Raw genomic sequence first — 16532 nt, 5'->3', positions numbered from 1 at the left:
GGCGGCGGGGAAATGGGGGATGCACGGCCAAGGGCTCTGCCCTTGGAACCCGGCAGGGAGCCGTGCTCCCTGCACCCACATTTGCAGGTCTTTCGGATAGGGTGGGCTTGCGGTTGGTTTGATTGCCTGCGGCGCTTTGGGGTGGTGTCCTGTCATCTCTCCCCCGCTCAGGCTGAGCTTGTCGAAGCCCGATGTGGGATGAGCGCGGGCTTAACCGTTGCGGTTTCACGTCCGGGGCTTCGACAAGCTCAGCCTGAGCGGGATGGGGAGTGGGTTGCGGATGGCAGCTACGGGTGGAGGTTGCGGGTTTGTGGAGATGGCGGAGGATCAGGCCCGGCGGGGCCACCCCCTCTCCAACTCTCCCCCTTGCAGGGGGAGAGGGCTGCGTAGCGCCGCAGGCAATCGAATCTGATCACTCACACGGTGTTGGAGGTTTCGCGCGACACCAATTAAGAGGGTGCAGGGAAATCATTTCCTTGGCACGGGTTCCAAGGGCAAAGCCCTTGGCCGCCGGAGGCAAGACCTTCTGCCCGCCGCTAAGCCGCCCCGAACGCCAGCAGCGCTGCGTGCAGGGCCAAACCGATGCTGCCGCCGATGAGGGTTCCGTTCAGGCGGATATATTGCAGGTCGCGCAGGACGGCGTTTTCGAGGCGGTCTGTGATGGTGGCGGCGTCCCAGCCTTTGACGGTTTCGCTAACGAGTTTGACGATGCTGTCGCCATGGTCCGCCACGGTGCCGACGACGGCGCGACGGGCGAGTTGGTTGACGGCACCGGAGAGGGCCGGGTCTTCGCGGAGCGAACGGGCCATGGCTTCGCCGATTTCGGAGAGGCCTTCGCCTTGGGCGGCGTTCAGCAGGCCTTCCTTCGCGCGCGCCCACAGGCCTTCCAGCCAGTCTGCGACGGCGGGGTTGGCGAGCAGTTCGCGTTTGACGCGTTCGACCTTGGCCTGTGTTTCGGGCATGTGCTGCAGATCGAAGGCGAGGTTGGCGAGCGCGGTGTCGGCACGGTCGCGCAAGGGGTGGTCGGGATCGGTGGCGAGGTCCGCCAGCAGGCCGCGCAGGCCGTTCACCAGTTCGTTGGAGATGCGTTCATCGACGTTGACGAGGCGCAGCACCCAGCTGGTGCGTTCCTCCACCATGGCGCGGATCAGGCCTTCCTGACTGTCGATGGCGTTGTTGGCCCAGAGGATCAGCTGATCGATGACGGGGCGGTGGCGGCCATCTGCGATCATCGCTTCCAGCATGCGGCCCAGCAGCGGGGCGATTTCCAGATCGCGCAGGCGCTGGGCGGTGCCATCCTGCAGGCGCTTCATCACGGCGGCGGCGGCGGGGGTGTCGGCCAGTTGGCCGATCAGGCGGGAGACGCCCCGCCGCACCCGGCCGCCCGAGGCCGGGCGTTCCAGCACCCCGGCCAGCGCGTTGGCGGCATCGAATCCATCCAGCCGGCGGGCGACATTGCCGGGGGTGAGGAAATTGTCTTTCAGGAAGGTGGCCAGCGCCTCGCCGATGCGATCCTTGGATTTGGGGATGATGGCGGTGTGCGGAATCGGCACGCCCATCGGGTGGCGGAACAGCGCGGTGACGGCGAACCAGTCCGCCAGCCCGCCCACCAGCGCGGCTTCGGCGAAGGCCTGCAACCAGACGAACTGCGGATGCACATGCGCCATCGCCCATGTGGAGGCGACGAGCAGGGCGGCCATCAGCAGCAGCAAACCGGTGGCCACCCGCCTGAGGCGGATGGCCTGTTCGGATCGCGTGGTTACGGCCGTGTCTGTCTCGTCATTCGGCAGGTTGGTGCCCCGTGGCGGAAGGAGTCGGCCCACCGCTACCAGCTTCGCCGCCGTTCGTGAACAGCCGCCTCAGCCACGGACCAACCTTTCGTTCCACATCATCCGCCAGCGTGAAGGCGGCCGGCACGATCAGCAGGGTGAGCACGGTGGAGAGCACCAGCCCGCCGATCACCGCGATGGCCATGGGAGCGCGGAAGCTGGCATCGCCGTGCAGGCCGGTGGCAACGGGGAGCATCCCCGCCGTCATGGCGACGGTTGTCATCACGATAGGCTGGGCGCGCTTGTGCCCGGCATCAAGGATGGCGGTTTCGCGGTCCACACCGTGGCGCATTTCCTCGATCGCGAAATCGACCAGCAGGATCGAGTTCTTGGCAACGATGCCCAGCAGCATCAGCAGGCCGATATAGACGGGCATGCTGATCGCATGGCCGGTGAGAATCAGCGCGATCACCGCGCCCAGCGGTGCCAGCAGCAGCGAGCCCATGTTCACGAATGGCGGCAGGATCCGCTTGTACAGCAGCACCAGAACCGCGAACACCAGCAACACGCCCGAGACGATGGCGACCATGAAGCCGGTGACCATTTCCTCCATCACTTCGGCCTGCCCTTGCTTCACCTGCTGCACCCCGGCGGGCAGATTCTTCATGGTGGGCAGCTGGTTAATCGCTTTCAGACCGTCGCCAAACTCCACGCCGTTCAGATCCGCTTCGATGGCGATGCGGCGGCTCTGGTTGTAGCGGCGGATCTTGGTGGGGCCTGCGCCGAAGCTGATATCGGCCACCACCTTCAGCGGCACGGAGCCGCCGGACGCGGTTGGAACCGGCAAATTGGCCAGCATGTCGGCATCTGTGCGGGCGTTTTCCACGAGGCTGACCCGGATCGGCACCTGCCGGTCAGACAGTGAGAATTTCGCCATATTCTGCTCGATATCGCCCAAGGTCGCGATGCGGATCGTCTGCGACAGGGTGTTGGCGGTGACGCCCAGTTGCGCCGCCACGTCGAACTTCGGGCGGATCAGGATTTCCGGCCGCTCGATATCGCCGTTGATGCGGGCGTCGCGCAGCACCTTCAGGCCCTGCATTTCCTTTTCCAGCTTGCGCGCCGTCTGATCCAGCAGCACCGGATCGTCTCCGGCCAGCATGATCACCATATCGCGGCCACCGAAGCCGCCGCCCATGGAGGCGAAGTTGATGCGCGCGTCGGCAATGCCCATCAGTTGCGGGGCAACGCGGCGCTCAAACTCCTTGGTGGTGACGTCGCGATCCTTGGCGTCTACCAGATTGATGAAGATGTTGGCGCGGCGCACATCGCCATCGTCGCCAATGGATTCGAACGCCTGCGCCACTTCGGGCTGCTGGCGCAGCACGGCATTCACCTGATCCACCACATGCGTGGTGTCTGCCAGCGTCACGCCGGGGGCCAGCTCGATCTGCACCTGCGAGGAGCCGAAATCGCCGTCGGGCTGGAAGGCCTGCGGCATCTGCGCAAACAGGAAGATGGTGAGGAAGAAGGAGAGCACGCCAAGGCCCACCACCGTCAACGGGCGGGCATGGGCTTCGATCTGCCCCCAGAAGCGGGCGAGCGCGTTGCCGTGCCGCTTCTGCGGCTCGCGGTGGATCGTCCATGAGAGCACGCGCATGTAGCGCTGCATCACTGGCCCGTCCTTATGTTCCTGATGGCCGTGCGGCTTCAGGAAATAGGCGGCGATCAACGGCGTTATCAATCGCGCCACCAGCAAGGACATAAACACCGCGATGGAGACGGTGAGGCCGAACTGCTTGAAATACTGCCCCGGAATCCCCGGCATGAAGGCCACCGGCAGGAACACCGCGATGATGGAGAAGGTGGTGGCGACAACGGCGAGGCCGATTTCGTCAGCCGCGTCGATGGAGGCCTGATAGGGCGATTTGCCCATGCGCATGTGGCGCACAATATTCTCGATCTCCACGATGGCGTCATCGACGAGGATGCCCGCCACAAGGCTGAGCGCCAGCAGGCTGATGGTGTTCAGCGTGAAGCCCATCATATCCATGAACCAGAAGGTCGGGATCGCGGAGAGCGGGATGGCCAGCGCGGAAATCACCGTCGCCCGCCAGTCGCGCAGGAACAGGAACACCACGATCACTGCGAGCAATGCGCCTTCCCACATCGCAGTCATGGCGCTTTTATATTCGACCTTGGTGTATTTGACGGTGGTGAACAGCTCCTGGAACTCGATACCGGGGAACTGTTTCTTCAGCTCGTCCAGCTGCTTGTACATCTTGTCATAGACTTCGACGTCGGAGGCGCCCTTGGCCTTCATCACGCCGAAGCTCGTCACCTGACGGCCGTTCAGCCGGGCGATGTTGCGCTGTTCCGATGCACCGTCGCGCACTTCGGCGATGTCGCCCAGGCGCACGTCGCGGCCATTGCCGATGGCGATGCGGGTTTCCGACAATTGCTCGGCGGTGCGGGCGCCGCCCAGCACGCGCACGGCCTGTTCGGCCCCGGAAATCTCCGTGCGGCCGCCCGGCGCATCCAGGTTCAGCTGGCGCAGTTGCGCGTTCACCTGCGAGGCGGTGATGCCATAGGACTGCAGCCGCGCCGGATCGAGGTTCACCCGGATCTCGCGGCTGACGCCGCCGCCACGATGCACCTGCGCCACGCCCGAAATGGAGGTGAGCGCCTTCGACACATTGTTGTCGACGAACCAGCTGAGCTGCTCCAGCGTCATCGCGGTGGAACTGACGGCGATATAGGCGAGCGCCCCGCCCTCGATATCCATCCGGCTGACCTGCGGCTCCATGATGCCGTCCGGCAGGTTCGAGCGCACCTTGGTGACGGCGTCGCGCGCATCGTTCACGGCGCGATCCACCGGCGTGCCCAGCTGGAATTCCACCGAGGTCCAGGAATTGCCTTCCTGCACCACGGAGGTGATGTTCTTCACATTGCCGATCCCGGCGACCGCGCCCTCGATCTTCTGCGTGACCTGCGTTTCAATCTCTGTCGGCGCGCCGCCCGGCTGGCTGACGGAGATGTTGACTATCGGCACCGAGATGTCGGGCATCTGGGTGATCTTCATCTGGTAGAAGCTGAGCAGGCCGACGGCCGTCAGCAAGACGAAGAGCATCAGCGGCGGAATCGGATTCCGGATCGCCCAGCTGGACATGTTGCGCATGTGCGGGCGCTCCTCAGCCGGCGGTTGCGGGTTGGGCGGCGGCCGCTGCGGCGGGGGCCGCCAGCTGCGGCGTCACCTTCTCGCCGGGGTTCAGGAACGCCCCGGCAGACAGCACCACCCGTTCCTGCCCCGTAAGGCCGGTGAGGATGGCGACACCCTGCGGTGTCACCGCCCCGACGGTGACGCCCACGCGCTTCACCACATTGTCTGCGCCCACCGTCAGCACATAGGGGCCGTCGCGATCGGACAGTACCGCCGATTGCGGCAGCAACGGCCGCTGCGCCTGCGCCCCATCCACCACCACGCTGGCGAAACCGCCGGAGCGCAGTTCAGAGGTGTTGGGCAAGGCGATGCGGGCGACGCCCTGACGGGTCGTCGGGTCGATCACCGGCTCCAGCAGCCAGACGCGCCCGGCATAGCGGTTGGTCGAGCCGACCGGCGTCACAGTCGCCTGCTGCCCCACGGCGAGGCCGTGCATGTCCTGCTCTGCCACCTGCGCGCGCAGTTCCATCTGCCCGCCCGCGGCGATTCGATAGAGCGCGCCGCTGCCGGGCGAGACGATCTGCCCCGGCTCCACGCTGCGCTGGAGCACAAGGCCCGCTTCCGGCGCGCGGATGGCCAGCCGGTTCAGCCGTTCCTGCATTTCGCGCACCTGCGCCTGCGCCACGCCGACCCGGGCGTTGGCGGAATCGCGCGTGGCGGTGCGGCGATCGATATCGGCCTTGGAAATGAAGCCGCGTTCCACCAGCGCCAGCGCGCGATCCAGTTCGGATTGCGCCAGCCGGGCATCTGCGCGCGCCTGCACCACGCCCGCCTGCAATTGCTGAAGCTGGGCGCGCTGCACGGATGAATCGATTTCGGCGAGCACCTGCCCCCGGTTCACATATTGCCCCGCTTCCACCCGGATGGCGGAAATCATGCCGCCTTCGCCAGCCACGCCCACGGGCATGTCACGCCGGGCGCTGATGCTGCCGGTGGCGGCCACACGATCCGCGACCATCGTGGTGCCGGGCACCAGCACGGTGACGGCAGGCGGCGCGGCAGGCGGCGCAGACGGCTTGGGCGCATGCGCCTTCCACACCAGAAAGGCGATGAAGGCCGCAACGGCAATGACAGACAAGGCCACGATCAGCCAGGTCTTGCCGCGATTCGTCTCGGCGTCCTGCACGGTGTAGGTGGATTCGCGCTCCAGACGAGCCCGAACTTCGGGATCCTGAGGGGACATATGCATGTTCATGCCGTTACCAAACCTTATGATGAACGGGAGGCATCCGCTGCACGGCGGCATCCTCCCCCGCTAAATCCTGCCGCTCCCCTCAAAGACAGCAGAACCCGGCCTGATCTTTCGACGATTAATCTGCACGATCAATCCATCGGCAAGATGCAGACCCGCGCCTATTACACAAAGCAGGTGGCAAGATAAAGGCAGCTTGTGCGCAATTCGAATTTCGCAGCCAGCACATTGCAAAGTTGCAACGCCTGCGCGAGCATGAAGCACTGGCCCCCGCGCTTTGCCGGGGCCGCCGCAGCATGGGGAGATTGCCATGGACTATTCGATTCTCGGCTGGGTCGTGATCGGCCTGATCGCCGGTGCGCTGGCGAAATGGCTGTCGCCGGGCAAGGATCCGGGCGGCCTGATCGTCACCATCCTGATCGGCGTGGCGGGCGGCCTGCTGGGCGGCTTTCTCGCCAATTTCATCGGCCTTGGCACCGGCGGCCATATCTGGAACCTCGTGCTGGCAACAGCGGGTGCCGTGTTGCTGCTGTGGATCTACCGCATGATCAAGAACCGCTCGGCCTGATCCGGCGCGGGCACCGCTTCAGCATCCGGAAAGGTGGGCCGTCGTTCATGTCGGCCCACCACAACAAGGAGCAGAGCATGAAATCCAGCCATATCGCCGCCATCGTCGCGGCGGCGACTGCGGCGACTGCGGCCGCCGCCCAGCCCGCCGCCCAGACCACTCCGGCCCCGGCGACATTGGACCTGAGCGCCACGGCCGAGGTGCAGGCCGCGCCGGATATCGCCAGCATCGGCGCGGGTGTGGTGACGCAAGCCCCTGAAGCACAGGCCGCCCTTTCCGCCAACAGCGAGAAGATGGTGCGTGTTGTCGCCGCACTGAAAAAGGCGGGCGTGGCGGATCGCGACATCCAGACCAGCGGGCTGAACCTGCAACCGCAGTTCCGTTACGAACAGAATCAGCCGCCGCAGCTGACGGGCTTCACCGCCTCCAACCGGGTGCAGGTGACGCTGCGCGACCTGAAGGGGGCGGGCAAGGTGATCGACACGCTGGTGAAGGAAGGTGCCAACCAGATCGACGGCCCGGATTTCCGTGTCGCCGCGCCGGAGCCGCTGCTGGACAAGGCGCGCGCCGAAGCCGTGGCCAAGGCCCGCGCCCGCGCCGAGCTGTATGCGCAGGCCGCCGGACTGAAAGTGGTGCGCATCACCGAGATCAGCGAAGGCTTCCAGCAGCAGGCCCCCAGCCCGAAGGTGCGGACGATGGCGATGGAAGCGGCGGCCGACACCCCGGTTTCGCCGGGCGAAATCGGCCTGTCCGCCACGGTGACAATGGCCTTCGAACTGGCCCCGCGCTGAGCGCCGCAGGCCAGCAAATGGCGATTGCATTCTTTGCTAAGCAGGCATCGCTTGCCTGTTCTTTGTCCCGCGCACCCTCCGCCCGCTCAGGCTGAGCTTGTCGAAGCCCCGGACGTGGAAGCCCAACGGCTGAGCCGGGATGAGCATGCTCATGGGGCTTCGACAAGCTCAGCCTGAGCGAGCGGAGGAGGTCGGCCTGAGCGGGTAGAGTTTGAGGGGGCAGCGCCCCCTCAACCCTGCCGTCACCGCCTCAAGGCCGAGGGCTGACCAGCAACCTCACAGTCGGCCCCGCATTGCCGCTGATCTGGATCAGGTGATCCCCCGCCCCCAACTGGAATTCCACCACTTTTGTCAGCGTGGTGCAGGGGGCCATATGGCCGTGTCCCATGGATTGCACCGCCTTGCCGTCCGGGCCGATCAGGTCGATCCACGCCCCGCCGGACAGGCCGATGCGCCAGACACCGGGGGTGGGGATGGCCACCAGCAGCAGTCCGGCGTGCGGGTTTTCGGTTTCGCGCGCGCGGCCGGGCGGCAGCACCGGGGTGATGGCGGGCAGCAGGCTGATGTCTGCCGCGACATTCGGCTGAATGCGGGCGGCGCTGGCGGCGGCCGCGCCTGCGGTGACGGCGACGGCGGGCTTGCCCCATGCGGCGAAGGCGGGGGGCAGGTTCGTGTCTGAAACGGCGGTGCAGGCCGGTTGCTGCGCCAGCGCCGGGGCGGCGCAAAGCGCCATTGCGGGGAAGCCGCACAGCGCCAGCGCTGCCAGCCAGATTCGTGTCGTCATGGAAGCTCTCCGGCCTGTCTCGCGGCTATCTGGCGCTCAATTCATCGCCAGCACAAGGTTGCGCACCTGCGGATAGACCTGGCTTTCCCATTTGGAGCCGGAGAAGATGCCGTAATGGCCGACGCCGGGCTGCAGATGGTGACGCTTCAGATGCGGGCGCAGGCTGGTGCAGAGCAGGTGCGCGGCGGCCGTCTGCCCCACGGAGCAGATATCGTCGCGCTCCCCTTCCACCGTCAGCAGGGCAGTGCGCTGAATGGCGGACGGATCCACCACCCGGCCCCGGTGGGTGAGTTCGCCCTTCGCCAGCAGCGCGCGCTGGAACACATAGTCCACCGTTTCCAGATAATATTCCGCCGACATATCCAGCACGGCGAAATATTCGTCGTAGAAATCCTTGATCTTGCAGGCAGAATCATCCTCCCCATCGGCCAGATGCTGATAGAGTTTGCGATACTGCGCAAAGTGCCGATCAAGGTTCATCGACATGAAGGCGGTGAGCTGGAGGAAGCCCGGATAGACCCGGCGGCCGCGCCCGGCATAGCGCATCGGCACGCGGGAAATCAGCTTGTCCTCGAACCATTCGATGGGGTTTTCCATCGCAAGCTGGTTCACCACGGTGGGGGCGATGCGGGTGTCCACCGGGCCGCCCATCAGCGTCATGGTGCGGGGCTGCGCCGGGTCTTTATCCTGCGCCATCACCGCGACGGCGGCAAAGGCCGGCACGCAGGGCTGGCAGACGGAGAGCAGATTGCTGTTCGGCCCCAGGAATTGCAGGAAGCGGATCACATAATCCACATAATCCTCAAAGCCGAAGCGCCCGGCTGACAGCGGCACGTCGCGGGCGTTCTTCCAGTCGGTGATGTAGACGTCATGATCGATCAGCAGCGTCTGCACGGTGGAGCGCAGCAGCGTGGCGAAATGGCCGGACAGCGGGGCGACCACCAGCATCTTCGGCTGCGGGGCCTCCACCTCCTCTTTCGCGAAGTGGAGCAGATTGCCGAACGGCAGCTCAAGCACGACTTCCTCGCGCACGGGGGCGACACTGTTGCCGCTGTGCACGGGGCGGATGGCATAGGGCGGGCGATCATGCGTAACCTTCGCGCCCTGATAGACATCGGCGACCGCGAACAGGCGGCGGAGATGATCCTCCCCTGCGGCGGGGCCAAGAAACTGATCCCGCCACGCCAGCAGCGACGCCGCCGCCATCCGCGAAGGGGCCATCATGTCCGTCCATGCCTGAAATGCGCTGTACAGCAAAAGTCCCCTTTCAGACGCATGCGTGCGATTCGGCTTCTCTCTGCCGCAGATATGTGCATAAATTGCTGCGTTGCACCATGCGCAAATGCACAGGAACCCGCAGCAACAGGGGGGGAAATGTCCAAACCGACGCTGACGATCTCCAGCAAGACCTATTCGGCATGGTCTCTCAGGGGCTGGCTGCTGTGCAGGCTGGCCGGGCTGGACGTGGAACTGGTGGATGTGCCCAACGACGCCAGCAACCGGGCCGAACTGCTGCTGCTCTCCCCTTCCGTGCTGGTGCCGCGCCTGAGTATCGGCAAGCTGAGCGTGTGGGACACGCTGGCCATCGCCGAGACGCTGAACGAACTGCATCCCGAAGCGCAGATGCTGCCGAAGGATGCGGCGGCGCGGGCGCTGTGCCGCTCCGTCTCCGGCGAAATCCATTCCGGCTTTTCCAACCTGCGCTCCGCCCTGCCGATGAATCTGAAGGTGCGGCACGAAAGCTTCCCGATCTTTTCCGGCGCAAAGCCCGATATCGAACGAATCGAGGCGATCTGGCTGGAGTGCCTCCAGCGCTATAAAGGCCCGTTCCTGTTCGGGAAAAAGCCCACCGTGGCAGACGCGATGTTCGCCCCCGTGACGCAGCGTTTCCTGACCTACGCCGTGCCGATGACGGCAGAAATCGCTGCCTATTGCGAAGCGGTGACGGCATGGGCGCCAATGGCCGAGTGGATCGCACTGGCCAAGGCCGAGCCGGAGGATATCGAGGAACTGGACGTGGAGTTCTGAGCGGTACGCGCGGCCGGGGAGCGGCGCGAAAGGTCATGAAAATCATGCCTGTGCAGGCTTGCACCTGATCGTTCCGGGGTGTGGGCCGGGTTCGGTTTGTCCCGGCATGGACAAGCGCGAGCGGCATTGGACATTGGAAAGAGCGGCGAGAGGGTAAGAGCAACAGAGGGTGTAGGACAGTTTGGCGCGACAAAGCGGCCGTATGCGTATTGCCCGCCCAACCCCGAAGCTCGCCTTACCGCTCAATGTCTTGTGCGTTGCGGTATGCAAGGCGCAACCGACATACCCCACTACTTCAGAAACAATCGCCTGAAGAATGACGAAGCAACACTCGACTTAGTCGCCGCATCAGACCCAACGGCAGCGTCCGATTGCGGGGGTGGCGCAGGATTCGCGGGAGCGCCGGAATCCACCTCTTCCATTGCCTCAACCCTTGATCGCAACTGCGCCATTTCGGGAAGGCGCAGAATCATAACTTCCCATGAAAGGGAAAACCCCCCCTCCCTCCGACTATTTTTCATATTTTTAAGATATGATGAATATATGACATACGAAACATGCAAGCCGAGATTGTTCAATTTTATTGATAGGAAAATATTCCTAATAATTTCCCATGTCGATCCTGTCGACCCACCAAATACTATAACTCCAAATTCTCCGTCGTAAAATTCTATTTTCGCATAAAAATTTTCTATTATTAATTTACGAATAAAATTAATAGATATACATGGAAGTATAATTATCGGATATAAAGGACTATCGAATGATAATAAGTCTTGATCATTTTTGGATACAACATTATAGTATGAGAGATGAATTCCATCAGCCGGATCTTCTCCCCACAAAATCTCTACCCATTTGGATCCACTGGATCCAAATATTCCTCCATTACTTCCAATCATTGCATTAGAAATATTTAAAGAATTTAAACTCGAGACCGACGGCGCATCGGCCAACTCTGAACCTGTTAAACCCGATGTAGACCATTTTCCAAAATAGGCGACACGAGCGATCGGATCGACTTCAAAACTCACCTCGATCGCAGCGCCGTTCTGTGCCGACCAAAAATTTCCCTGGAACCCCGTCATCACCAGATTGTCTGCGTGCAACTTTGCTGCAAGGGACACTTTCACCCACTCTTCAGAAATTTCGATAATCAGTGTCCAGTGGGATAGTGGCTGAATATTTTTACTTTTTGGCCATGAAACAGAGTCGAGCTGCCCACAGTCAAATGGCAGCGTCCGTTCATATCTTCCATCCGCTCCGTCTCTGAGTTTGCGTAAAATGAAAACACTCAACTCTTCGGGAATTGACAATTCTGAGCCGGCTTCACTTGGCTGCATGAATCCGGATGTTTCACGAACGGCGCGGCAGGGCGCAAGGCGAAGACCCCAGAGACGCGAAAGCCGCAAATACCCCGTCTCCATTTTAGGAAACAGCCCGGCATCATCAACCGGAAACACCATTGTTCCCGGAACAATCAAGTTGCCGTTCAGATCGACCCCTATCTCCCTTAGACGGGGTAGTGGTCGCCGGATGCTGGAGGTGCTGGGCATTGCGCACTCGCTTTGTGGATGGGCACTTGTGACAGGAGATTCTCCTCCAAACAATCGTGGAATTCCGGGGTGCAGGGGCCTGCGGCCCTTGCCGGGGTGAAGGGGTGGAACCCCTTCCTTGTTTTGGCTTTTGGGCGGGTTTCCCGGTGAGGTTCGGGGTTGGCAGCGGGGCGCCGCATCAAGTGCGGGGCGACGGGTTTGGGCGGGTGTCGAGGGCTGGGTGATCCTCAGCACTCGTTGCGCTTGCTCTGCGTCCCCACCCCTGCCCCTCCCCTGAAGGGGAGGGGTTTCTCACCGCTCAGGCCGCGTCGCCCTTCAGGACGGTTTTGGAGAGGCCGCCGACGAAGGTTTCGAAATCCCTCGCCTCGCGGAAGTCCTTGTAGACGCTCGCAAAACGAACGTAGGCAACCGGGTCCAGCCGCTCCAGCCCCTGCATCACCAGTGCGCCGATCTGGCCGGCTTCGATTTCGCTTTCGCCCATCGCTTCCAGCTGGCGCTGCATGGCGGAGACGAAGCGTTCGATGCGGTCTGCGTCGATGTCGCGCTTGCGGCAGGCGATCATCACGCTGTGGGCCAGTTTCTCGCGGTCGAAGGGTTCCTTCTTGCCGCTTTTCTTCACCACGATCAGCTCACGCAATTGCACGCGTTCGAAGGTGGTAAAGCGCGCGCCGCAGGCGGGGCATTGCCGCCTGCGGCGGATCGCGCTGCCGTCCTCTGTGGGACGGCTGTCTTTCACCTGGCTGTCGTCGTTGTGGCAGAAGGGGCAGCGCATCAGCTCTTCTTGGACTTCTTGGCGAGCGTTGCGAGATAGCCGAGGCCGCCGCCGACGACGGCGCCGATCAGCGGGTTCAGGATGACGAGGCCGAGCGCCGCACCAGCCGCCGTGCCCACACCAACGTTGCGGCCGAGCGGGGTTTGCCACACCTTCTTCGCCTGCTGACCATATTCGCTGGCCAGCGCCTTGTCGGTCAGATCAGAGGCGGTATCGGCCACCTTCTTGCCGACGTCCGTGTCCAGCGCCTTTTTCTGAAGGTCTGCGGCTGTCGCCGTGGCCTTCTTGCCGAAGTCGCTGTCCAGCGCCTTGCCGACCAGTTCCTCGGCCTTGTCAAACACCTGTTCGGCAGCGTCGACCACCTTTTTGCCGGTTTCGGATTCGGTGATCTTGCTGCCGGCTTCCAGCGCCTCGTCGGCCAGCTTTTCCACCTTGTCCTTCACCGGCTCGGCTGCCGGTTTCGGCTTTGCGGCGCGCGGCTTGGGCGGAGCCTTTTCCGCGGCGGGTTTCGCTGTTTTCGGGGCGGCCTTGGGGGCTGCGGCCTTCTTGGCGGGCTTCGGGGCTTCGGGCGTTTCGTCTGCCATGCTGGGTCCTTTTCAGCCGTAGATGGGGAAGCGGGCGGTAAGGGCTTCGACGCGGGTGCGCACGGCGGCTTCGACCTGTCCGTCTCCGGCTTCGCCGTTGCGGCGCAGGCCTTCGACGACTTCGGCGATCAGGCCGCCGACTTCGCGGAATTCGGCCGGGCCAAAGCCGCGCGTGGTGGCGGCGGGCGTGCCCAGACGGATGCCGGAGCCGATCTTGGGCTTTTCCGGATCGTAGGGAATGGTGTTCATGTTGCAGGTGAGGAAGGCACGATCCAGCGCCTTTTCGGTGCTGTTGCCCTTGGCCTGTTTCGGGCGGAGATCGACGAGCATCAGATGGTTATCCGTGCCGCCCGAGACGATGTCCAGCCCGTGCGATTGCAGCGAGGCCGCCAACGCACGGGCGTTTTCCACCACCGCATGCGCATAGGTTTTGAACGAGGGTTGCAGCGCCTCCTGAAAGGCGACGGCCTTGGCGGCGATCACATGCATCAGCGGGCCGCCCTGCAGGCCGGGGAAAACGGCGCTGTCGATTTTCTTGGCGATGGCCGCATCGTTCGTCAGGATCATGCCGCCGCGCGGGCCGCGCAGCGATTTGTGGGTGGTGGTGGTGACGACATGCGCGTGCGGCACCGGGCTGGGGTGCGCGCCGCCCGCCACGAGGCCCGCGAAGTGGGCCATATCGACCATCAGATAGGCACCGACTTCGTCTGCGATTTCGCGGAAGCGCTTGAAATCCCACACGCGGGAATAGGCGGTGCCGCCTGCGAGGATGAGTTTCGGCTTATGCTCGCGGGCGATGGCCGCCACTTCGTCCATGTCGATGATGGAATCATCGCGACGCACGCCGTAAGCCACCGGCTTGAACCACTTGCCGCTCATGTTCACCGGCGAACCGTGGGTGAGGTGGCCGCCGGCTGCGAGCTCGAGGCCCATGAAGGTGTCGCCCGGTTGCAGCAGGGCGAGGAACACCGCCTGATTCATCTGGCTGCCCGAATTGGGCTGCACATTGGCGAATTGCGCGCCGAACAGCGCCTTGGCGCGTTCGATCGCCAGCGTTTCCACCACATCGGCATATTCGCAGCCGCCATAATAGCGGCGCCCGGGATAGCCCTCGGCATATTTGTTGGTGAAGATGGAACCTTGCGCCTCCAGCACGGCGCGCGAGACGATGTTTTCAGAGGCGATCAGCTCGATCTTCTCACGCTGGCGGCCGAGTTCGCCCGCGATGGCCGCGGCGATTTCGGGATCGGCCTGAGCCAGTGTCGCGCCGAAGAAGGCGTCATTTGCGGGGGTGATGGGGCGGCTGCTCATGCGCTTATCCTAGCTTGTCGCGGCGGGCGGCGTGGCGGCCGCCTTCGAAGGGGGTTTCAAGGAAGGCGCGAAGGGCATCGCGCGCGGTTTCGGTGCCCATCAGGCGGGCACCGAAGGAAATCATGTTCGCATCATTGTGCTGGCGGCTGAGGCGCGCGCCGATGTTGTCGTGCACCAGCGCGCAGCGCGCGCCGGGCACGCGGTTGGCGGCGATGGAAATGCCGATACCGGAGCCGCAGACGACCACGCCGAATTCCGCTTCGCCGGACGCCACCTTTTCAGCGCAGGCGCGGCCGAAATCGGGGTAATCAACAGAGGTGGTGGCGTCATGCGCGCCGAGATCCAGCAGATCATGGCCAAGCGCGCGCAGATCCTCTGCGAGAACGGCCTTCAGCGGATAGCCCGCATGATCGGATGCGATTGCGATCTTCAACGGTGTTGCGCCCCGGGGTTATGAGGTGAATCGCAACCCCTTGTGGGGGTGCAACGCCCCTATGCGCCATATGTGAGCTTTCGCCAAGATGGGGGGTGGCAAGTGGGGCGTCGAAGCTTGCAGAGACGGCCGGTCTTGATTATTTTTCAATCAGAGTGATTGCCGGAGGCGTGAATGACCACTGAAACAAAGGTGCTGACCACGCATGTGCCGCTGAACCTTGCCGAGAAGGTGGAAGCGATGGCGGCACGGCTGGAGCGGTCTCGCGGCTGGGTGGTGAAGCAGGCGCTTGCGGCGTGGGTGGATCAGGAGGAGGAGCGCCACCGCCTGACGCTGGAGGCGCTGGACGATGTGCGCGCGGGCCGGGTGATCGACCATCAGGCGGTGCTGGCGTGGGCCGATAGCCTTGGGAGCGACAAGCCGCTGCCCCCGCCCGGCGAATGACCGTTCAGTGGACGAGCAAGGCGTCATCGGACCTTGTGCGACTGTATCAGCATCTGAGCCCGGTTGCGCCTGAGGCGGCAGCGCGGGTGGTGCAGCAACTCTCTCGCGCGCCAGATCGACTGCTGGAGTATCCGAGGCTGGGCGAGAAGCTGGAGGCCTATGCACCGCGCGAGGTTCGGCGGATCATCGTAGGGAATTACGAGATGCGCTATGAGATTGCGGGTGGGGTGATTTTCGTTCTGCGTCTTTGGCATTGCCGAGAGGATCGGGGGAGTGGGGATGATAAGCACTGAAATCCCAACACGATATCACTAGAAGTGAATTAAACTATATTATTCGTGGAAAACATAATTCTGTGAGGAATGTTATGCGCTGCTTATTTTTCGCAATTGCGCTGCTAGGATTGAGCGGGCCGGCTGAGGCAGTAGGTCGGCGCGGTGTAGCCGTCTCACCGCCAATTGGCCAAGAGAATACAGCCTCAGCAGGCTCCGCCATTTTCCAACGCGAAAACGTGTGGCAGGTTGAAGGGTTGATAATTCTGGCAGACGCACCTGAGGCCGAGCTATCTACGGGCGACCGACTGGCATTCTACATTAAGAGCAAAAAGAAGATTGTAGCCTGTCCCAACGAATATGGCGGGGCCAACTGCTTGATCGATCGAACGCCTGTCAACCACATCTTCACCGAGAAGGCATCAGGTCTTGGCACTGGCAAAATTCAGCTTGCAAAGCCGGTTCCCTATGAAGTCGGCCACTATGTAGACACGCCCGGCGACAAGGGCACGTTCCGCCAGCAGTTAAGTTTTCTGGGAGTTTCCGGTAGCACTCTTCGTTTCAGCTATCGTGAATTTGTGAACGATATGGCGCGCCCCGCATTCACAGATGAGGTGACGTTCACCCTTTCTGGAACTTTCCCTGAAACCATCACCTACAAGGATGTGGTGATCGACGTACTAGGCATCAGCAATGCGGGCTTGCGCTATGTAGTAAAGAGCACAACTCTGAAGTACATTGAGCCGCCGGGCGCACCGGCTCAATAGTGTTCGCTTAGGATTCAATTTAAATGTTTGAGCCGGAGAAT

At 62.9% G+C, this 16532-nt stretch carries 16 protein-coding genes; 6 read left to right on the top strand and 10 right to left on the bottom strand.

Translation table 11 applies throughout. From position 1 onward, the window contains the following. Nucleotides 1–536: 536 nt before the first annotated feature. From FJQ54_RS01515 to FJQ54_RS01505, 3 genes are read right to left on the bottom strand one after another with little or no spacing between them, the layout of a single operon-like run. On the bottom strand, nt 537–1823 hold the full coding sequence (locus tag FJQ54_RS01515) for a DUF445 domain-containing protein (RefSeq protein ID WP_408006007.1): 1287 nt from the start codon (nt 1821–1823) through the stop codon (nt 537–539). Then, nucleotides 1780–4947: an efflux RND transporter permease subunit gene (locus FJQ54_RS01510; RefSeq protein WP_140926517.1), complete on the bottom strand. Its 3168-nt coding sequence runs from the start codon at nt 4945–4947 to the stop codon at nt 1780–1782. The genes FJQ54_RS01515 and FJQ54_RS01510 overlap by 44 nt, the downstream gene beginning before the upstream one ends. A 13-nt stretch (nt 4948–4960) precedes the next feature. Continuing rightward, nucleotides 4961–6184, bottom strand: coding sequence for an efflux RND transporter periplasmic adaptor subunit (locus tag FJQ54_RS01505; protein WP_235890264.1), 1224 nt, complete (start codon nt 6182–6184; stop codon nt 4961–4963). Nucleotides 6185–6491: 307 nt separating this feature from the next. Here FJQ54_RS01505 and FJQ54_RS01500 point away from each other — a divergent pair, with 307 nt between their 5' ends. Further along, a complete protein-coding gene (locus FJQ54_RS01500; RefSeq protein WP_140926516.1) occupies nt 6492–6749 on the top strand; it encodes a GlsB/YeaQ/YmgE family stress response membrane protein in 258 nt (85 codons plus the stop codon). A gap of 77 nt (nt 6750–6826) precedes the next feature. Further along, nucleotides 6827–7540: an SIMPL domain-containing protein gene (locus FJQ54_RS01495; RefSeq protein WP_140926515.1), complete on the top strand. Its 714-nt coding sequence runs from the start codon at nt 6827–6829 to the stop codon at nt 7538–7540. 250 nt (nt 7541–7790) lie between these two features. Here the strand turns inward: FJQ54_RS01495 and FJQ54_RS01490 are convergent, their stop codons facing one another. Beyond that, a complete protein-coding gene (locus FJQ54_RS01490; RefSeq protein WP_140926514.1) occupies nt 7791–8324 on the bottom strand; it encodes a hypothetical protein in 534 nt (177 codons plus the stop codon). A gap of 36 nt (nt 8325–8360) precedes the next feature. After that, nucleotides 8361–9581, bottom strand: a complete 1221-nt coding sequence (locus FJQ54_RS01485) for a polyhydroxyalkanoate depolymerase (RefSeq protein ID WP_140926513.1) — start codon at nt 9579–9581, stop codon at nt 8361–8363. A gap of 117 nt (nt 9582–9698) precedes the next feature. Between FJQ54_RS01485 and FJQ54_RS01480 the strand changes: the two genes are divergently transcribed. After that, nucleotides 9699–10352, top strand: coding sequence for a glutathione S-transferase (locus tag FJQ54_RS01480; RefSeq protein ID WP_140926512.1), 654 nt, complete (start codon nt 9699–9701; stop codon nt 10350–10352). Between the two features lie 290 nt (nt 10353–10642). Here the strand turns inward: FJQ54_RS01480 and FJQ54_RS01475 are convergent, their stop codons facing one another. The 5 genes from FJQ54_RS01475 to rpiB all read right to left on the bottom strand — a co-directional run bounded on the left by FJQ54_RS01475 (nt 10643) and on the right by rpiB (nt 15008). Beyond that, nucleotides 10643–11908, bottom strand: coding sequence for a hypothetical protein (locus FJQ54_RS01475; RefSeq protein WP_140926511.1), 1266 nt, complete (start codon nt 11906–11908; stop codon nt 10643–10645). Nucleotides 11909–12206: 298 nt separating this feature from the next. Next, a complete protein-coding gene (gene nrdR, locus FJQ54_RS01470; RefSeq protein WP_140926510.1) occupies nt 12207–12680 on the bottom strand; it encodes a transcriptional regulator NrdR in 474 nt (157 codons plus the stop codon). Next, a complete protein-coding gene (locus tag FJQ54_RS17350; RefSeq protein ID WP_181159936.1) occupies nt 12680–13264 on the bottom strand; it encodes a hypothetical protein in 585 nt (194 codons plus the stop codon). Before FJQ54_RS17350 ends, nrdR begins: the two co-directional genes overlap by 1 nt. Nucleotides 13265–13276: 12 nt before the next feature. Further along, nucleotides 13277–14575, bottom strand: coding sequence for a serine hydroxymethyltransferase (glyA, locus tag FJQ54_RS01460; protein WP_140926509.1), 1299 nt, complete (start codon nt 14573–14575; stop codon nt 13277–13279). A gap of 4 nt (nt 14576–14579) precedes the next feature. After that, complete coding sequence (gene rpiB / locus FJQ54_RS01455) at nt 14580–15008, bottom strand: ribose 5-phosphate isomerase B (protein WP_140926508.1); 429 nt, start codon at nt 15006–15008, stop codon at nt 14580–14582. A gap of 174 nt (nt 15009–15182) precedes the next feature. Here rpiB and FJQ54_RS01450 point away from each other — a divergent pair, with 174 nt between their 5' ends. The 3 genes from FJQ54_RS01450 to FJQ54_RS01440 all read left to right on the top strand — a co-directional run bounded on the left by FJQ54_RS01450 (nt 15183) and on the right by FJQ54_RS01440 (nt 16491). Continuing rightward, nucleotides 15183–15452 carry a CopG family ribbon-helix-helix protein gene (locus FJQ54_RS01450; protein WP_140926507.1) on the top strand — a complete coding sequence of 90 codons (270 nt, stop codon included), beginning with the start codon at nt 15183–15185 and terminating at the stop codon, nt 15450–15452. Further along, entirely contained in the window at nt 15449–15745 is a 297-nt protein-coding gene (locus FJQ54_RS01445; protein WP_140926506.1) for a type II toxin-antitoxin system RelE/ParE family toxin, read from the top strand. Before FJQ54_RS01450 ends, FJQ54_RS01445 begins: the two co-directional genes overlap by 4 nt. A gap of 74 nt (nt 15746–15819) precedes the next feature. Next, a complete protein-coding gene (locus FJQ54_RS01440; protein ID WP_140926505.1) occupies nt 15820–16491 on the top strand; it encodes a hypothetical protein in 672 nt (223 codons plus the stop codon). Nucleotides 16492–16532: the final 41 nt, after the last annotated feature.

Origin of the sequence: Sandaracinobacter neustonicus, from assembly GCF_006385875.1 — a bacterium.
Classification (GTDB): domain Bacteria; phylum Pseudomonadota; class Alphaproteobacteria; order Sphingomonadales; family Sphingomonadaceae; genus Sandaracinobacteroides; species Sandaracinobacteroides neustonicus.
Note: the sequence above shows the minus strand (reverse complement) of the source record. Positions and strands in the feature narration are given on the sequence as shown.